General features: G+C 45.1%; 12 protein-coding genes. 9 read left to right on the plus strand and 3 right to left on the minus strand.

Translation table 11 applies throughout. From position 1 onward, the window contains the following. Positions 1-29 precede the first annotated feature (29 nt). Both VQ048_RS08920 and VQ048_RS08925 read left to right on the plus strand, forming a co-directional pair. Positions 30-731 carry a DUF4294 domain-containing protein gene (locus VQ048_RS08920; RefSeq protein ID WP_327611347.1) on the plus strand — a complete coding sequence of 234 codons (702 nt, stop codon included), beginning with the start codon at positions 30-32 and terminating at the stop codon, positions 729-731. A gap of 4 nt (positions 732-735) precedes the next feature. Further along, positions 736-1,533 carry a S1/P1 nuclease gene (locus VQ048_RS08925; RefSeq protein ID WP_327611348.1) on the plus strand — a complete coding sequence of 266 codons (798 nt, stop codon included), beginning with the start codon at positions 736-738 and terminating at the stop codon, positions 1,531-1,533. Here the strand turns inward: VQ048_RS08925 and VQ048_RS08930 are convergent. Further along, the gene (locus tag VQ048_RS08930) at positions 1,528-1,944 is read right to left on the minus strand and encodes an NUDIX domain-containing protein (protein WP_327611349.1); all 417 of its coding nucleotides are present in this window, start codon (positions 1,942-1,944) and stop codon (positions 1,528-1,530) included. The two genes, VQ048_RS08925 and VQ048_RS08930, sit on opposite strands and share 6 nt — an antisense overlap. Position 1,945: 1 nt before the next feature. Next, positions 1,946-2,620 (minus strand): tRNA (5-methylaminomethyl-2-thiouridine)(34)-methyltransferase MnmC2, encoded by a 675-nt coding sequence (gene mnmC2, locus VQ048_RS08935; protein WP_327611350.1) that lies wholly within the window; start codon positions 2,618-2,620, stop codon positions 1,946-1,948. A gap of 83 nt (positions 2,621-2,703) precedes the next feature. On the opposite strand from mnmC2, the gene VQ048_RS08940 reads away from it, so the two are divergent. The 4 genes from VQ048_RS08940 to VQ048_RS08955 all read left to right on the plus strand — a co-directional run bounded on the left by VQ048_RS08940 (position 2,704) and on the right by VQ048_RS08955 (position 7,052). Further along, positions 2,704-3,783 carry a branched-chain amino acid aminotransferase gene (locus VQ048_RS08940; protein ID WP_327611351.1) on the plus strand — a complete coding sequence of 360 codons (1,080 nt, stop codon included), beginning with the start codon at positions 2,704-2,706 and terminating at the stop codon, positions 3,781-3,783. Positions 3,784-3,870: 87 nt separating this feature from the next. Then, entirely contained in the window at positions 3,871-4,377 is a 507-nt protein-coding gene (locus VQ048_RS08945; RefSeq protein ID WP_327611353.1) for an FKBP-type peptidyl-prolyl cis-trans isomerase, read from the plus strand. Positions 4,378-4,451: 74 nt separating this feature from the next. Further along, positions 4,452-5,456: a peptidylprolyl isomerase gene (locus tag VQ048_RS08950; protein ID WP_327611415.1), complete on the plus strand. Its 1,005-nt coding sequence runs from the start codon at positions 4,452-4,454 to the stop codon at positions 5,454-5,456. A gap of 141 nt (positions 5,457-5,597) precedes the next feature. Then, positions 5,598-7,052, plus strand: coding sequence for an alanine/glycine:cation symporter family protein (locus tag VQ048_RS08955; protein ID WP_327611354.1), 1,455 nt, complete (start codon positions 5,598-5,600; stop codon positions 7,050-7,052). A 68-nt stretch (positions 7,053-7,120) separates the two neighbouring features. Here VQ048_RS08955 and metG read toward each other — a convergent pair whose 3' ends face one another. Further along, positions 7,121-9,148: a methionine--tRNA ligase gene (metG, locus tag VQ048_RS08960; RefSeq protein WP_327611355.1), complete on the minus strand. Its 2,028-nt coding sequence runs from the start codon at positions 9,146-9,148 to the stop codon at positions 7,121-7,123. A 377-nt stretch (positions 9,149-9,525) separates the two neighbouring features. On the opposite strand from metG, the gene VQ048_RS08965 reads away from it, so the two are divergent. The 3 genes from VQ048_RS08965 to VQ048_RS08975 are packed head-to-tail and all read left to right on the plus strand — an operon-like array spanning position 9,526 to position 15,024. Then, positions 9,526-12,267, plus strand: a complete 2,742-nt coding sequence (locus VQ048_RS08965; RefSeq protein WP_327611356.1) for a SusC/RagA family TonB-linked outer membrane protein — start codon at positions 9,526-9,528, stop codon at positions 12,265-12,267. A gap of 21 nt (positions 12,268-12,288) precedes the next feature. After that, complete coding sequence (locus VQ048_RS08970) at positions 12,289-13,878, plus strand: RagB/SusD family nutrient uptake outer membrane protein (protein WP_327611357.1); 1,590 nt, start codon at positions 12,289-12,291, stop codon at positions 13,876-13,878. Positions 13,879-13,902: 24 nt separating this feature from the next. Next, a complete protein-coding gene (locus tag VQ048_RS08975) occupies positions 13,903-15,024 on the plus strand; it encodes a SusE domain-containing protein (protein WP_327611358.1) in 1,122 nt (373 codons plus the stop codon). Positions 15,025-15,076 lie beyond the last annotated feature (52 nt).

Raw genomic sequence — 15,076 nt, forward strand, 5'->3', positions numbered from 1 at the left:
TTAATTGTTGATTTTGGCGAGTAAAAGTAATGAAATTAAATCGAATTGGCTTTGTGTTTTTTGTGTTTTTGAGTTTTTCACTCTGGGCTCAGAACGATACCGTTTCTCGGGGGCTACGGCAATATCCCGAGGCGCTTTTGCGGACGGATGAATTTGGTAATCGTTATTATTATGACCAAAGGCAGAAGGCGAAGGTGTACGAAATCAATGGAGAAATGGTGGTGGTGATGGATGAGCTAACGCTTCAGCGCAAACCGCGGTTTAATAATCCATTGGATCGCAATTATTATTATTTTTTGAATAAGAAGCTCAATCGGGTTTACCCTTTGTTTCTTCAGGCGTTGCAGCAGTACCGGGATTTGAACGCTCAGCTATCCGGAATGGAGGGTTCGGAGCGGCGGCAGTTTGCAAAGCAAAAACAGCAGGAACTTGCCGAGAAATATGAAGCCCAACTGAGGGATCTTACGACAACGGAAGGTCAGATTTTTGCTAAACTGATGCACCGGGCGACGGGGAAGACGGTCTATGAAATCATCAAGGAGTTGCGTGGAGGGTGGAGTGCTTTTTGGTGGAATGTTAAGGGCAATGCAGTGGATGTAGAGCTTCGTAAAGCGTACGATCCTTATAGAAATCGGGAGGATGAATACGTGGAGTCTCTTTTGCAGAACAATTGGAGTTTGGGGTATTTGCAGCCTTATCCGGGGTACAACGAATTTAAAGTGAAAAAATAGAGTGATGAGAGAAAACGGTTGGTTCTGCAGATTGGCCTTTGTGGTTTTTATGGCGTATTCTTTTCCTTTGTGGGCTTGGGGTACGACGGGGCATCGGGTTATTGCGGAGGTGGCGGAAAACCATCTGAATGGTCGGGCGAAAAAAGAACTTCGTAAACTTATCGGCTCTCAAAAATTAGCGTATTGGGCGAATTGGCCGGATTTTATCAGATCGGATACGACGGGCGTTTGGAAATCCACGGAGGCTTGGCATTATGTTAATATTCCGCCACAATCGGATCGGGCAGTGTTTGAGCAAATGCTCCAATCCCAAAAAGGGCCGAACCTTTATACGGAAATAAAGCGTCTTTCTTCCAAACTGAAAAATCGGCAGACACCTTCCGCAGAGCGGGCAATTGCGTTGAGATTTTTGGTTCACCTAATGGGCGATTTGGCTCAGCCTATGCATATTGGTCGGCAGGAGGATCTCGGCGGGAATAAGATTAAGCTTTCGTTTTTTGGCGAGCCCACCAATCTGCATGCGCTTTGGGATAGTCGGCTTGTGGATCATAGTCGATACAGTTACTCGGAATATGCTCGTGTTTTGGATGTTAAAAACCGTAGGGAAAGGCGGGCGATTATGGCGGGGTCGTTGGAAGATTGGTTTTACGAATACCATCAGGTAACCAATACCATTTACGCGTATACAGGGGCGGAAAAAAATTATGCTTACGATTACGTTTACCGCTTTAATGACGTTTTGGAGCGGCAGCTTTATTATGGCGGGCTTCGTTTGGCTAAAGTGCTGAACGAATGTTTATAGAAAGCGTTTTTTCAGCTTGTCGAATACGATTCGGTCCACGGGCAGCGGGAAAGGGTTGTCTTCGGACTCAAGAGGGAGCCATTCGGTTTTTTCGATGTTGGGATCTGCCGGGGTTTCGGGCGAGTGGTTTTCGGTTTCCACGAGGTAGTAGACGGTAAGGAGCTGCTCATCGGAACGGAATTTGGAAACGATAAAATCCTCTTGGGTGTAGAAGTGTTCCCAGTGGGTGAGTTTTAGATTTAATTCTTCCGAAAATTCTCTTTTTAGACAGTCTATGATGCCTTCGCCCAATTCCAGGCCTCCTCCGGGAAATTTAATGAGTGGGTGGCTTTGGTAATGTTCATGAAGGACGAGGACTTTCTTTTCTTTTAGGCATAATCCGTATACGCGGAGGTTGATTTTTCGAATCATATCAATATTTTATGGCGTTTAGCATCTCTCTTTTACCTGGAGGGCCTTGTTTTTTTTCGACTTCAAAGCCGAGGTCTTGGAGAATTCGTCTTACGCTTCCTTTGGAGGAATAGGTGGTAAATAACCCGCCTTGCCTCATTTTTTGGCTTACCATTTCCAATAGGGGGCGTTCCCACAGGTCGGGCTGTACTCTTGCACCGAAACAGTCGAAATAGACGAGGTCAATTGGGGGAAGCTCAATGGAGGCGAGTTGGTGAAAATCGGTTTTGATTTTGGTCAGATGGAAATTGGGGAGAATGGGGTGTTCTTCTTCCCATGGAATCTGATGGATTTTGGTGTTGTGGATTTTGATTTCGGGGTTTTGAAATAGGGAAGGGTAGTTTAGGGCTTCGATTTCTTCGGGTTGAACGGGGTATTTTTCCAGACCGAAGTAACGTATTTTTTGGTGCGGTTCGTTTTTTAAATATTCATCAATGGATACCAAAACGTTTAAACCTGTGCCGAAACCCAGTTCAAGTATGTTGATTTCGTAATGGTTTAGTTGTTTTAATCCGTTTTTTATAAAAACGTGTTGGGCTTCTTGTAGAGCGCCGTGTCCGGAATGGTAGCCTTCATTTAACTCATTGATAAATAAAGTTTTGCTTCCGTCGTTGGTGGTTTTTACTTCCCTTTTCATGCTAAAATTTTTCAAAAATAATTTAAAATTATTAAATTGGAAAATTATTATTATATTTGTTAAAATTAAATTATTTTAGAAAAATGATAATTCAAAAAACCACTGATTCTAGACTTTCTACTTTCGACCAGGATAATTTTTCGTTTGGCAACACGTTTATCGACCACATGGTAATTTGCGAGTACGACAACGGGGCTTGGGGCGAAGTTAAGCTGATGCCTTACGGGCCACTTCCTTTTACGCCGGCGATGATGGGCGTGAATTACGGACAGGCTTGTTTTGAGGGAATGAAGGCTTATAAGGATGCTGATGGCGAGGTGTTTTTGTTCCGTGTGGATAAAAATTTTGAACGGATTAACAAGTCGGCTAAGCGTTTGGCTATGCCGGAAATCACCGAGGAAATGTTTGTGAATGGGCTTAAGGCTCTTGTGGATGTGGATCGGGATTGGATTCCGCATGGGGAAGGCTTTTCGTTGTATCTTCGTCCGCTAATTTTTGCTACGGAGGAAGCTTTGAAGGCTCGGATATCGAAGAAGTACATGTTTGCGATTGTAGCTACGCCTGCGAAAAACTATTATACGGAGCCGGTTTCGGTTAAGATTTCGGATTATTATTCGCGTGCGGCTAGCGGTGGGGTTGGATTTGCGAAAGCGGCGGGTAATTATGCGGCGGCTTTTTACCCTACAAAACTAGCTAACGAAGAGGGGTATGAGCAGGTGATTTGGACGGATGATGCCACACACGAACATTTTGAAGAGAGTGGTACGATGAACGTTTTTGTAAGGATTAACGATACGATTTATACCCCTAAGACTTCGGATAAAATTTTGGATGGTGTAACCCGAGACAGTTTTATTCAGTTGGCTAAAGCACGCGGTATCGAAGTGGTTGTGGATGACGTGAGGGTTGCAGACGTTTTGGAAGCGCACCGTCAAGGCACATTGAAGGAAGTTTGGGGCGTTGGTACGGCTGTGGTTACCAGTGTTTTCCAGTCGTTGGGATATAAAGGAGAAAAGTTTGATTTGCCTCAGCTTTCTCCAGAGGAGAGTTTTGCGTTGAGTCTTCAGAAAGCGTTGGTGGACATTCAGACCAATAAGGCGGAAGATCCGTTCGGTTGGAGATTGAAGGTGGAAAAAGGGATTTATACGTCTTTTCAGTCTTAAAAAAGTGAAATAGCAAATGAAAATATCCGGAAGCCTTATCCGGATATTTTTTTTGGTACAAGAAAAATGATTAATTTCGCCAAACCTATGAATAAAGCTTTGTTTTTTGCTATTTTTGTGTTGGCTTCTTGTGCTGGTCCGGAGGAGGTGCATGCTCCAGTGGGACAGGGGAATGGCGGCTCGGAACTCGCCGCTTCGGTGAATCGGGCAAAGGCGCAGAATGCGGCAGAAAGACGGCAGATTGAACAGTGGATGGCGGGGCAATCGGAGGTTTTTTATCCGATGCCGCTTAACTATTGGATTAATTTGGAGGGGCTTGAGTCTCGCCGGCGTCGAAAGGAAGGAGAGCGTGTGTCTTATCTTTTTCGGGTTTACGACTTTTCGGGGAAACCGATTGGGCGGCCGAAAGAAGTGAAAGAAGCGGTTTTGGGGCATTTTGAGGGAATCAAAGCGGTGGAGGATGCGCTGGGGTATCTGCACAAGGGGGAGGAGGCTACTCTTTTGGTTCCTTCGGTTTTGGCTTACGGAACGTATGGCGACGGCGACGAAATCATGGGAAATATGCCCTTGATTATCAAACTTAAATTGCTATGAAAAAACTTGGAAATAAATTATTAATGGCATTGGCGGCAGGGTCGCTGATGAGTTGTGTATCAATATATAAAAAGATGAATGTAGACAAAGAAATTTATGAAGGCCTCGAAAATGGCCTGTATGCGAATCTTCAAACTTCCAAAGGGAATATGCTGGTAAAGCTGGAGGATGAGAAATCTCCGGTAACGGTAGCGAATTTTGTGGGATTGGCCGAAGGTAAAATTGAAAATGAAACGAAAGGTAAAGGAAAACCTTTCTATGACGGAACCATTTTCCACCGTGTCATCCAGGATTTTATGATTCAGGGAGGGGATCCTCAAGGTACGGGGATGGGAGGCCCTGGCTATAAGTTCGATGACGAGAAAAACGATTTGAAGCACACGGGCAAAGGCGTTTTATCCATGGCGAATTCCGGTGCGAATACGAACGGCTCCCAGTTTTTTATCACGCAGGTAGCGACCCCTTGGTTGGATGGGCGTCATACGGTTTTCGGTAAGGTTGTTCACGGGTTGGAGGTTATCGACACCATTGCAGTTGTGAAGAAAGGGGCTCAGGATCGTCCTGTGGAAGATGTGGTTTTAGAAAAGGTATCGGTGTTTGGTAAAGGCGAGTCCTATAAAGAGTACGATGCGGCTAAAATTTTTGAAGAGGGAAAATCTAAAATTCAAGAAAATAACAAGTTTTTTCTTTTAAAGCAAGAAGAGGAAGCCAAGAAGAAACTGGAAGAACTGAAAGCCGGCATGCAGACTACAGCATCGGGGCTGATGTATAAGATCACGAAGAAAGGAGAAGGTAAGAAAGCGGAAAAAGGTCAAACGGTGGCGGTGCATTATGCGGGAAAACTGACAAATGGAAAAGAGTTTGATAATTCCTTCAAGCGTGGCGAACCGATTGAGTTTCCGGTAGGAATGGGAATGGTGATTCGGGGATGGGACGAAGGCATTCTTTTGCTTAACGAAGGGGACGAAGCGACCTTCCTTATTCCTCCGACGTTAGGGTATGGCGAGCGGGGTGCTGGCGGGGTTATTCCTCCCAATGCTTGGTTGCTCTTTGACGTTCAGTTGGTAAAAGTGAAATAAACGCTGAATTTTATAAGATTTAAGGCTCCGTTTTTCGGAGCTTTTTTTATGGGATTTCGTTTTGGGGAAGCCGACTTTGGGCGGGGGTTTTACTTCCCGAAAAAAAATCGTAATATTAGAGTCTTAATTTTAACAGGATTTATGCAGACTTTACTTTCGGGTTCTATGACGCTTGACGGATTGATCAAGGCGGTTAATACGGTGATTTGGTCGGATGTTTTTATCGTGCTTTGCATTGCGGTCGGATTGTATTTTAGCTTGCGGACTCGCTTTATGCAACTGCGTTTGGTAAAGGATATGGTGGGGCAGCTTTTCAGTGAGAATAGCAGTGATAAAGGGGTTTCTCCTTTTCAGGCTTTTGCCATTGCGATTGCCGGAAGGGTTGGGACGGGGAATATTGCTGGTGTGGCGACGGCTATTGCGATGGGAGGTCCTGGGGCGGTTTTTTGGATGTGGTTGATTGCGTTTTTGGGGAGTTCGACGGCTTTTGTGGAAGCGGCATTGGGGCAGATTTACAAGGTGGAAAAAAACGGGCATTACCGTGGGGGTCCGGCTTATTATATTGAGAAAGGTCTTGGTAAAAAGTGGTATGCCGTATTGTTTGCGGTGGCTACCATTATTTCTTGTACGCTTTTTCTTCCTGGGGTGCAATCCAATAGTATTGCGGAAGGGATGAATGGGGCGTTTTCGTTTAACAAATTGGGAGTCGGTGTGGCTGTGGCGGTGGCTTTGGCGTTGATTATTGTGGGCGGGGTGAAACGGATTGGTCGTTTTGCGGAAGTGACGGTTTCCTTCATGGCGGGAGCTTATATTTTGATGGCTGTCGTTATTATTTTAATGAATATTCATCATGTGCCTTCGGCTTTGCGTTTGATTTTTTCTTCGGCTTTTGGGATGGATGCTACTTTTGGCGGGATTATAGGTTCGGCGGTGGCTTTTGGGGTGAAGCGGGGGATTTATTCCAATGAGGCTGGGCAGGGGACGGCTCCTCATGCGGCGGCGGCGGCGACGACGACGCATCCTGCCAAGCAGGGGATTTTACAGGCGTTTTCGGTGTATATTGATACGCTTTTTGTTTGTACAGCAACGGCTTTTATCATTCTTTTTTCGGGGAAGTATAATGTAAAGGACGGAGCCGGAGGCTTTTTGTACGAAAATCTTCCGGGGGTTGAGGAAGGGGCTTTGTTTACTCAAGCGGCGATTTCGGAGCATTTTCCTCATTTTGGGGATGTGTTTGTGGCGTTGGCTTTGTTGTTTTTTGCTTTTACGACGGTATTGGCTTATTATTTCATTGCCGAATCCAATTTTTATTATTTGAAGCAAGAGTTAACTAATAAGCATTGGCTTTGGCTGGTGAGGGTTCCTTTTTTTGCGAGCGTGATTTATGGGGCGACGACGACTGGTGGAACGGCTTGGGGCTTGGGAGACATCGGGGTAGGGGTTATGGCTTGGTTGAATATTATTGCGGTTGTTCTTTTGCAGAAAACGGCGCTGAAAACCCTTAAAGATTATGAAGAGCAGAAGAAGGAAGGGAAAAACCCCGTGTTTGATCCTGAAAAACTGGGCATAAAGAATACTTCGGAATGGAATAAATGATTAAATTAAAAAAGATAAATAAAAAAAGAGGATACTTTTAATTGCAGCCTCTTTTTTATTAGGTTGTTTTAGCCGATTTCGATTCCGTTTTCCACGCGGTCGTCGGGGGTTACAAAGCTTAGTTTACCGTCGGGCTTGGTGGTTAATAGGAGCATGCCTTGGGATTCGATGCCTCGGATTTTTCTTGGAGCCAGATTTAGGAGAATCATCACTTGTTTTCCGATGCATTCTTCGGGTGTGAAACTTTCGGCGATGCCGGAAACAACGGTGCGTACATCCACGCCGGTATCCACTTTTAATTTGAGCAATTTGTCAGCTTTTTCCACTTTTTCGGCTTCCAGGATGGTGGCGGTTCTTAAATCAATTTTCGTGAAATCGTCAAAAGTTATTTCGTCTTTCATAGGGTTGGCTTTGGGGTTTGTTTTTTTGTTGGATTGTTTGGTTTGTTCCAATTTTTGAATTTGAGCCTCGATGGTTTCGTCTTCAATTTTGGAGAAGAGAAGAGAAGAGGCTTCGATTTGATGACCGCAAGGAATCAATACGCTTGAGATTTGGCTCCAGTTTTTCTTCTCGGTGCGGAACATGGCGAGGAGTTTTTCCGAAGAAAAAGGCATGAAGGGTTCGCAAAGTTGCGCCAAAGCAACCGCGATTTGAGCCGATACGAATAGAGCGTTGGCGGCTTTTTCCGGTTGATCTTTGATGGTTTTCCATGGCTCTTCGGTCTGAAGGTATTGGTTACCGAAGCGGGCGAGGTTCATAAGGGACGTCAAGGCGTTTCTAAACTCGAAATTGTCGAGGAAATGAGCAATTTCCTTAGCGGTTTTTTCGATTTCGTTCAGTTCGGAGGCGTTGGGATTACCTTCAGGGATCTCGCCGTTATAGTATTTATGCGTTAGTACGGCCACCCGGTTGATGAAGTTTCCGAAGATGCCCACCAATTCGGAGTTGTTTTTGGTTTGGAAGTCTTTCCAGGTGAAGTTGTTGTCTTTGGTTTCCGGGGCGGAAGAGAGCAGGGCGTACCTTAGGACGTCTTGCTGCCCGGGGAAGTCCTCGATGTATTCGTGCGCCCAAACGGCCCAATTTCTCGAAGTGGAGATTTTGTCGTTTTCCAAATTCAGGAATTCGAAGGCAGGGACGTTTTTGGGCATGATGTACTGGCCGTGAGCTTTCATCATGGCTGGGAAAATAATGCAATGGAAGACAATGTTATCCTTGCCTATGAAGTGGATTAGTTCAGAATTTTCGTCCTGCCAGTAGTCTTTCCAATTTTTTCCGTGTTTTTCGGCCCATTCTTGCGTGAAGGAGATGTAGCCAATCGGGGCATCAAACCATACGTACATGACTTTTCCTTCGGCTCCGGGGAGCGGTACGGGAACGCCCCAGTTCAGATCGCGCGTCATGGCTCTGGGTTTTAGGCCGTCGTTCAACCAGGATTTTACCTGCCCGTAAACGTTGGGTTTCCAATCGTCTTTGTGTCCTTCGATAATCCATTCGTTCAGGAAGGATTCGTATTCGTTGAGTGGAAGGTACCAGTTTTTGGTTTCCTTTAAGACGGGACTGTTGCCGCTCAGAGCGGATTTGGGGTTGAGTAGTTCCGAAGGGGAAAGGGTGGAGCCGCATTTTTCGCATTGGTCGCCATAAGAATCGGGGTTGCTGCAGTTGGGGCAGGTTCCGGTGATGTAGCGGTCGGCTAAAAATTCATTGGCTTGCTCGTCGAAATATTGTTCGGAAACCTCTTCGGTGAATTTTCCTTTTTCGTATAGGGTTTTGAAGAAGTCCTGACTCACTTCGTAGTGCTTTTTGGAAGTGGTTCTGGAGTATTCGTCGAAGGAAACCCCCAAATCCGCAAAAGATTTCTGGATTACGGCGTGGTACTTGTCCACGATGTCCTGAGGAGTAACGCCTTCTTTTTTTGCTCTTATGGTGATGGGGATGCCGTGTTCATCGCTGCCGCAAATGAAAGCGACCTCTTTCCCGGTTCTGCGCTGGAATCTGGCATAGACGTCCGCAGGGATGTATACCCCGGCCAAGTGCCCGATATGCACCGGACCGTTAGCGTAAGGCAGGGCTGCTGTAATGATTTTTCTTTCCGACATAATAATGGTCTAGTAATTTGTTGCAAAGATAGGCTTTATCCTTTTCATTTTAAAATGAAAGGGCTGGGGCTTTCTTCTTCATTTTGGCAGATGATAGATGTCATTTTGGTTAATTTATGTTAAGTTTTTGTTAAGCGGTTGTTTAATAAGTTCGTAAATTTGCAGTAAGATATTTTTGAGGTTTGTAATTTTTAATGGTTTGTAAATCATTGGTTTGTTTTTGTTTTTGGGAGGGTCTTGATGATTTTTGTCATTAAATTTTATTAAACGGAAGTATTAATTTTTTGTTAACTCAAAAAGCTATAAATTAGGCGTCCGGTTTTTGACCGAAATCGGGAATGTGAATAGAGTAATATTAATCCTTAAATTTTATATTTGTGAAAAACTATAGTAAAGTTCTGAAAATTGCGCCGGCTTTTTTACTGGCCGGAACAATGCTGCAAGCCCAAGCTACAGACACAACGAAAACTGCCATTAAGGAAAAGCAGATTGAAGGCGTGGTTCTTATCGGGTATGGTGCAAAGAAGAAATCTGACCTTACGGGTTCTGTAACGGCAATTACGGCGAAAGATTTCCAAGAAGGAGCGATTGGTTCGCCGGAGCAGTTGATTCAGGGGAAAACGGCGGGGGTTCAGATTTCCACGGGAGGAGCTCCGGGTTCGGGTTCGGCCATTCGGATTCGTGGGGGATCTTCGCTTAATGCGAGTAACGATCCGCTTATCGTAATCGACGGGGTTCCGGTTGATAATCAGGGGATTTCCGGTGCAGCCAATCCTTTGGCTTTGATTAACCCTAACGATATCGAAAGTTTTAACATTTTGAAGGATGCTTCGGCTACGGCGATTTACGGTAACCGTGCGTCCAACGGGGTTATCATCATCAGTACGAAGAGAGGTTCGGCGGGAAGGCTAAGAGCCAATTTCAGCACGGTAACATCGGTTTACGATAAGATGGGAACCATCGGAATGCTTTCGGCTGACGACTTCCGCAATGTGGTAAACCAATACGGAACTCCTGAGTACGCGGCTTTGCTGGGGAACGCCAATACCAACTGGCAGAATAAGATTTATCAGACGGCTTTAGGGTTTGATAACAACTTGACGCTTTCCGGCGGGGTGAAGTGGTTGCCTTACCGTTTGTCTTTGGGGTACCTTAATCAGGAAGGGATTATCCGAACCAATACATTGGAACGATCTACCGTAGGGCTTAACCTTAATCCTAAGCTTTTCGATAAACATTTGGATATCAACATCAATTTGAAGGGGACTTACGCCGAGAACCGTTTTAAAGACGACGGGGCTATTGGGGCTTCCATTGCTTTTGACCCGACCAAACCGGTTTATGCGGCAGGCAATGAAGAATTTGGGGGCTATTACGAATGGCGTCAGGCGGATGGGACATTGAACCGTCTTGCGACCAGAAACCCTTTATCCATGCTGAATCAAAGATTTGATTTGTCTTATGTCCGCAGGGTGTTAGGAAATGTTCAGTTTGACTACAAATTCCATTTTCTTCCGGAGTTGAGAGCCAACCTTAACTTAGGTATGGATTATTCGGATTCCAATGGAAATACCAAAGCTTTACCTACTGCGGGAATTGCTTTCTATAACCAGGGGACTTACAGAAGGTACTCTCAGGAGAAGACCAATAAGTTGATGGAATTTTATTTGAACTACCAAAAGAGCCTTCCTTCGATTAAATCCAATTTGGACTTAACGGCAGGGTACTCTTATCAGGATTGGCAGAGAAAAGAGCCTTTTGCGCCTACGTTCTTGGGAACCGGAGTGACTGTGCCTGCGGAAGGAGTGGATTTCTTTACTCAAAATACCTTGCTTTCTTATTTTGGTAGGTTAAATTATACCTTTAACAACCGTTACCTTTTGACGGCTTCTTTGCGTCGGGATGCCTCTTCCCGATTTGCCGAAGATTACAGAGTGGGGTACTTCCCGGCTTTGGCTTTGGCTTGGCGGATTGATCAGGAAGATTTCTTGAAAGGGAATAATGCGGTTTCTACGCTTAAACTTCGTTTGGGTTGGGGTAAAACCGGACAACAGGACATCAATCAGGATTACCCGTATATTTCCCGTTACACGCTTTCCGACAGTGGAGCGATGTACCAATTGGGCGGGGTGTATTACAATACGTTGAGACCTCAGGGGTATGATGCTTCCATTCGTTGGGAGACGCAGGAAACCCGTAACATTGGTTTGGATTTCGGATTTGCCAAAGACCGTATTTCGGGATCGTTTGATTACTTTGACCGCAAAGTCTTTGATCTTTTGAGCGAAATTCCTATCCCTGCGGGAGGAAACCTTACTAATATTTTGTTGACCAACGTGGGGAACATGACCAACCGTGGTTTTGAATTTAATTTGAACGTGAAACCGGTGCAATCGGAGAACTTCAAGTGGGAATTCAGCCTGAATGCTACTCGTTTCAATCCGGTGGTGACCAATCTTTCCGCGATGGGAGACCTTACTCAAAAAGTATTGGCTGGTGATGGTATTGGGGGAGGAACCGGTGGCCGCATTCAGGTGCATGCCGTAGGTTACCAACCGAACTCGTTCTATGTTTATCAGCAGGTTTACGATGCGAACGGAAAACCATTGGAAGGCGTTTATGTGGATCGTAATGGCGACGGGGTGATTAACAGTGCGGATTTGTATCCGTTCAAATCTCCAACGCCGGATGTACTTTTGGGCTTCACCAATACCATGAATTATAAGAATTGGGATTTGGGCTTCACTTTGCGTGCGAGTATAGGAAACTACGTGTACAATAACATGGCGTCCCAGTACGGTAACCTTCAGGGGATTTCCAATGCGGGGTATTTGCAGAATATCCACGAAAGCTTTAATGCTACGGGCTTCAAGAGAGCGGAATATTTTTCGGATTACTATGTTGAGAATGCGTCATTCCTCCGAATGGACAATATCAGTTTAGGATATAACTTCCCGGAATTCATCAACCACTCCAGACTGAGAGTTTTTGCAACGGCTCAAAACGTTTTCGTGATTACCAAGTATTCGGGATTGGATCCGGAGGTCTTCAATGGTATTGATAACAACGTTTATCAGAGACCAAGGGTGTACTCTTTAGGATTTAACTTCCAGTTTTAATTAAATACAACAAAAATCACTATGAAAATCATAAATAAATTCAATACGAAGTTTTTAGTGGCAGGATTGGCTTTTTCCATGGCATTGGTGTCGTGCGAGAAGGATTTGGAGCGTTTGCCTAAGTCAGAGATTACCTCCAGTTCTGTTTACGCGGATTTTTCCAATTACAAACAGGTTTTAGCCAAGTTGTACGCCGGTTTGGCGGTGAGTGGACAAGATGGGGGCGATGGTCGTGCCGACATCGGAGGAATTGATGGAGGAACATCTAACTATCTGAGACAATATTTCCAAATGCAAGAGTTGCCTACCGACGAGGCGGTGATTGCTTGGAATGACGGTAATTCACCGGATATGCACAACATGACTTGGGCGGCGAATAACGAGTTTATTACGGCGATGTACTATCGGATTCTTTATCAGGTAGGGATTGCTAACGAGTTTATCCGTGAGACTACCGATGAGAAATTGGCTTCGAGAGGTATTACGGGAAGCAATGCAGAAGAGGCGGTGTTGTATCGTAATGAGGCTCGCTTTTTAAGGGCTTTGAGTTATTACCATGCGATCGATTTGTTTGGAAACGTTCCGTTTGTAACGGAGAACGATAAGGTGGGGAAAGATCTTCCGCCACAGATCAAAAGAGCAGATTTGTTCAACTATGTGGAAAAAGAGCTTTTGGATTTGGAAAACCTTTTGAAGAATCCGGGGACTAATGAATACGGAAGAGCCGATAAGGGAGCGGTTTATATGCTTTTGGCTAAACTTTATCTTAATGCTCAGGTTTACACCGGGACTTCTCGGTATGCGGATGCGAGGGCTTATGCCGAAAAAGTTATCCATTCGGGGTATGCTTTGAAATCCAATTATGAAGAATTGTTCTTGGCGGATAACCATTTGGCCAATCCGGAGGTGATTCTTTCCATTAATTTCGACGGAATTAATACCCGGACTTATGGCGGAACCACTTACATCATCAATGCGGGTGTTGGTGGAAGCATGAAATCCAGCGACTACGGTGTTGGAGGATGGGGAGGCCTTAGAGCGACTAAGAATTTGGTGGCGCTTTTCCCTTCAACGGACGGTTCTAAAGACGTTCGCGGACGTTTCCATACGGACGGACAAGAGTTGGAAATCACCAATACGTCGGTGTTCAAGCAAGGTTACCCTTATATCAAGTTTAAAAACGTGACGAAAACCGGTCAGCCGGGTTCGGATGCTTCGGGAACGTTTGCCGATACGGATTTTCCTTTGTTCCGTTTGGCGGATGCGTATCTGATTTATGCAGAAGCGGTATTGAGAGGTGGTGGCGGAAGCACTGCGACGGCGTTGGAGTATGTTAATAAGTTAAGAACCAGAGCTAAAGCGGAAACGGTTAATGCTGGCGAATTGACCTTGGATTTCATTTTGGATGAAAGAGGAAGAGAGTTGGCTTGGGAAGCCACGCGCAGAACCGATCTTATCCGTTACGGTAAGTTTACTTCGGCGGCCTATTTGTGGCCGTTTAAAGGCGGGGTGAAAGAAGGACGAGGCGTGGAGTCGTTCCGGGTGCTTTATCCGATTCCGGCGAATGACATCGTTGCCAATAAAAATTTGATTCAAAACACAGGGTACTAATAAATAAATTAATAAAGAAAGACAATGAAAAGTATATTTAAAACGGTCATCGCTTCGGTTTTGGGTTTTATGGCTTTGGTGTCATGCGAGAGAACGGACGATTTGGCGGTGCTTGAATTCAAGGAGAGTCCGGTGTTGGATGTTAATTCTTTTTCTTCTTCGAGTTATGTGGTTCGGGAAGATAATTTGTCCAACACGTTTGAGACGATTATGTTTACATCACCGGTTTATACACAGGCAACGGAAGTGGAGAGTCAGCTTCAGGTGGCGGTTGCCGGTACGGGATTTGCGCAGCCGGTGGACTTGGGGGCACCTACCAGTACGAATTATGTCAGAGTGAGCTATTCGCAGCTTAATAATGCTTTGCTTTCGCTTGGTTTGAAAGCAGGTGAGGCCAGTAGCGTGGAGATTCGTGTGAAATCCAACGTGAAAGACCGAAGCAATAACCTATTGGAGCCTTCGGCTTATTCCAATTACGTTTCGATTGTGGTAACGCCTTATTTGTCAGGACCTAGCTATTTATTTACGGATTTGTATCTTATTGGTTCTGCGACGGCAGCGGGATGGAATAACGCGGCGGATAATGCAGCGATGTATCCTCTTCTGAAGATGTCTAATCTACCGGATGTTTATACTTATACGGGGTACTTCAAAGGAGGCGAAGGCTTTAAGATCGTTCAAGTGAAAGGAAGCTGGGATCTTCAATACGGTTTGGGGGCTTCGGCGGGACAGTTGAGTAAAGACGGCGGTTCGGGCGATATTAAAGTGGCTCAGAGCGGTTATTACGAATTGACGATTAATACAACAGATCTAACTTATACGTTTACGCCGGTAGTTACTCCTTCCGCTACTTATTCGACCGTGGGAATTATCGGTAGTGCGACCTCCAACGGTTGGGATAAAAGTACACCGATGGTTCAGTCTTCGTTCGATCCTCATGTGTGGGTTTTGACGGGGGTGAGTCTTAAAGATGGCGAATTGAAGTTCAGGGCTAACGATTCTTGGGATGTCAATTGGGGTAGTTCTACTGAGTATTTTGGTACGGCCACTTTTGGTGGAAATAACATTCCGGTTTCTACGGCTTGGACGTATGATATTTATTTTAACGATGCTACGGGAGATTATACCATTATCCCGTCGAAATAAGAGCTTTTGAGTTTTTACAAAACCACTCTTCGGAGTGGTTTTTTTATCAAAT

Origin of the sequence: Bergeyella anatis (genome assembly GCF_036016955.1) — a bacterium.
Classification (GTDB): Bacteria; Bacteroidota; Bacteroidia; order Flavobacteriales; family Weeksellaceae; genus JAYWXI01.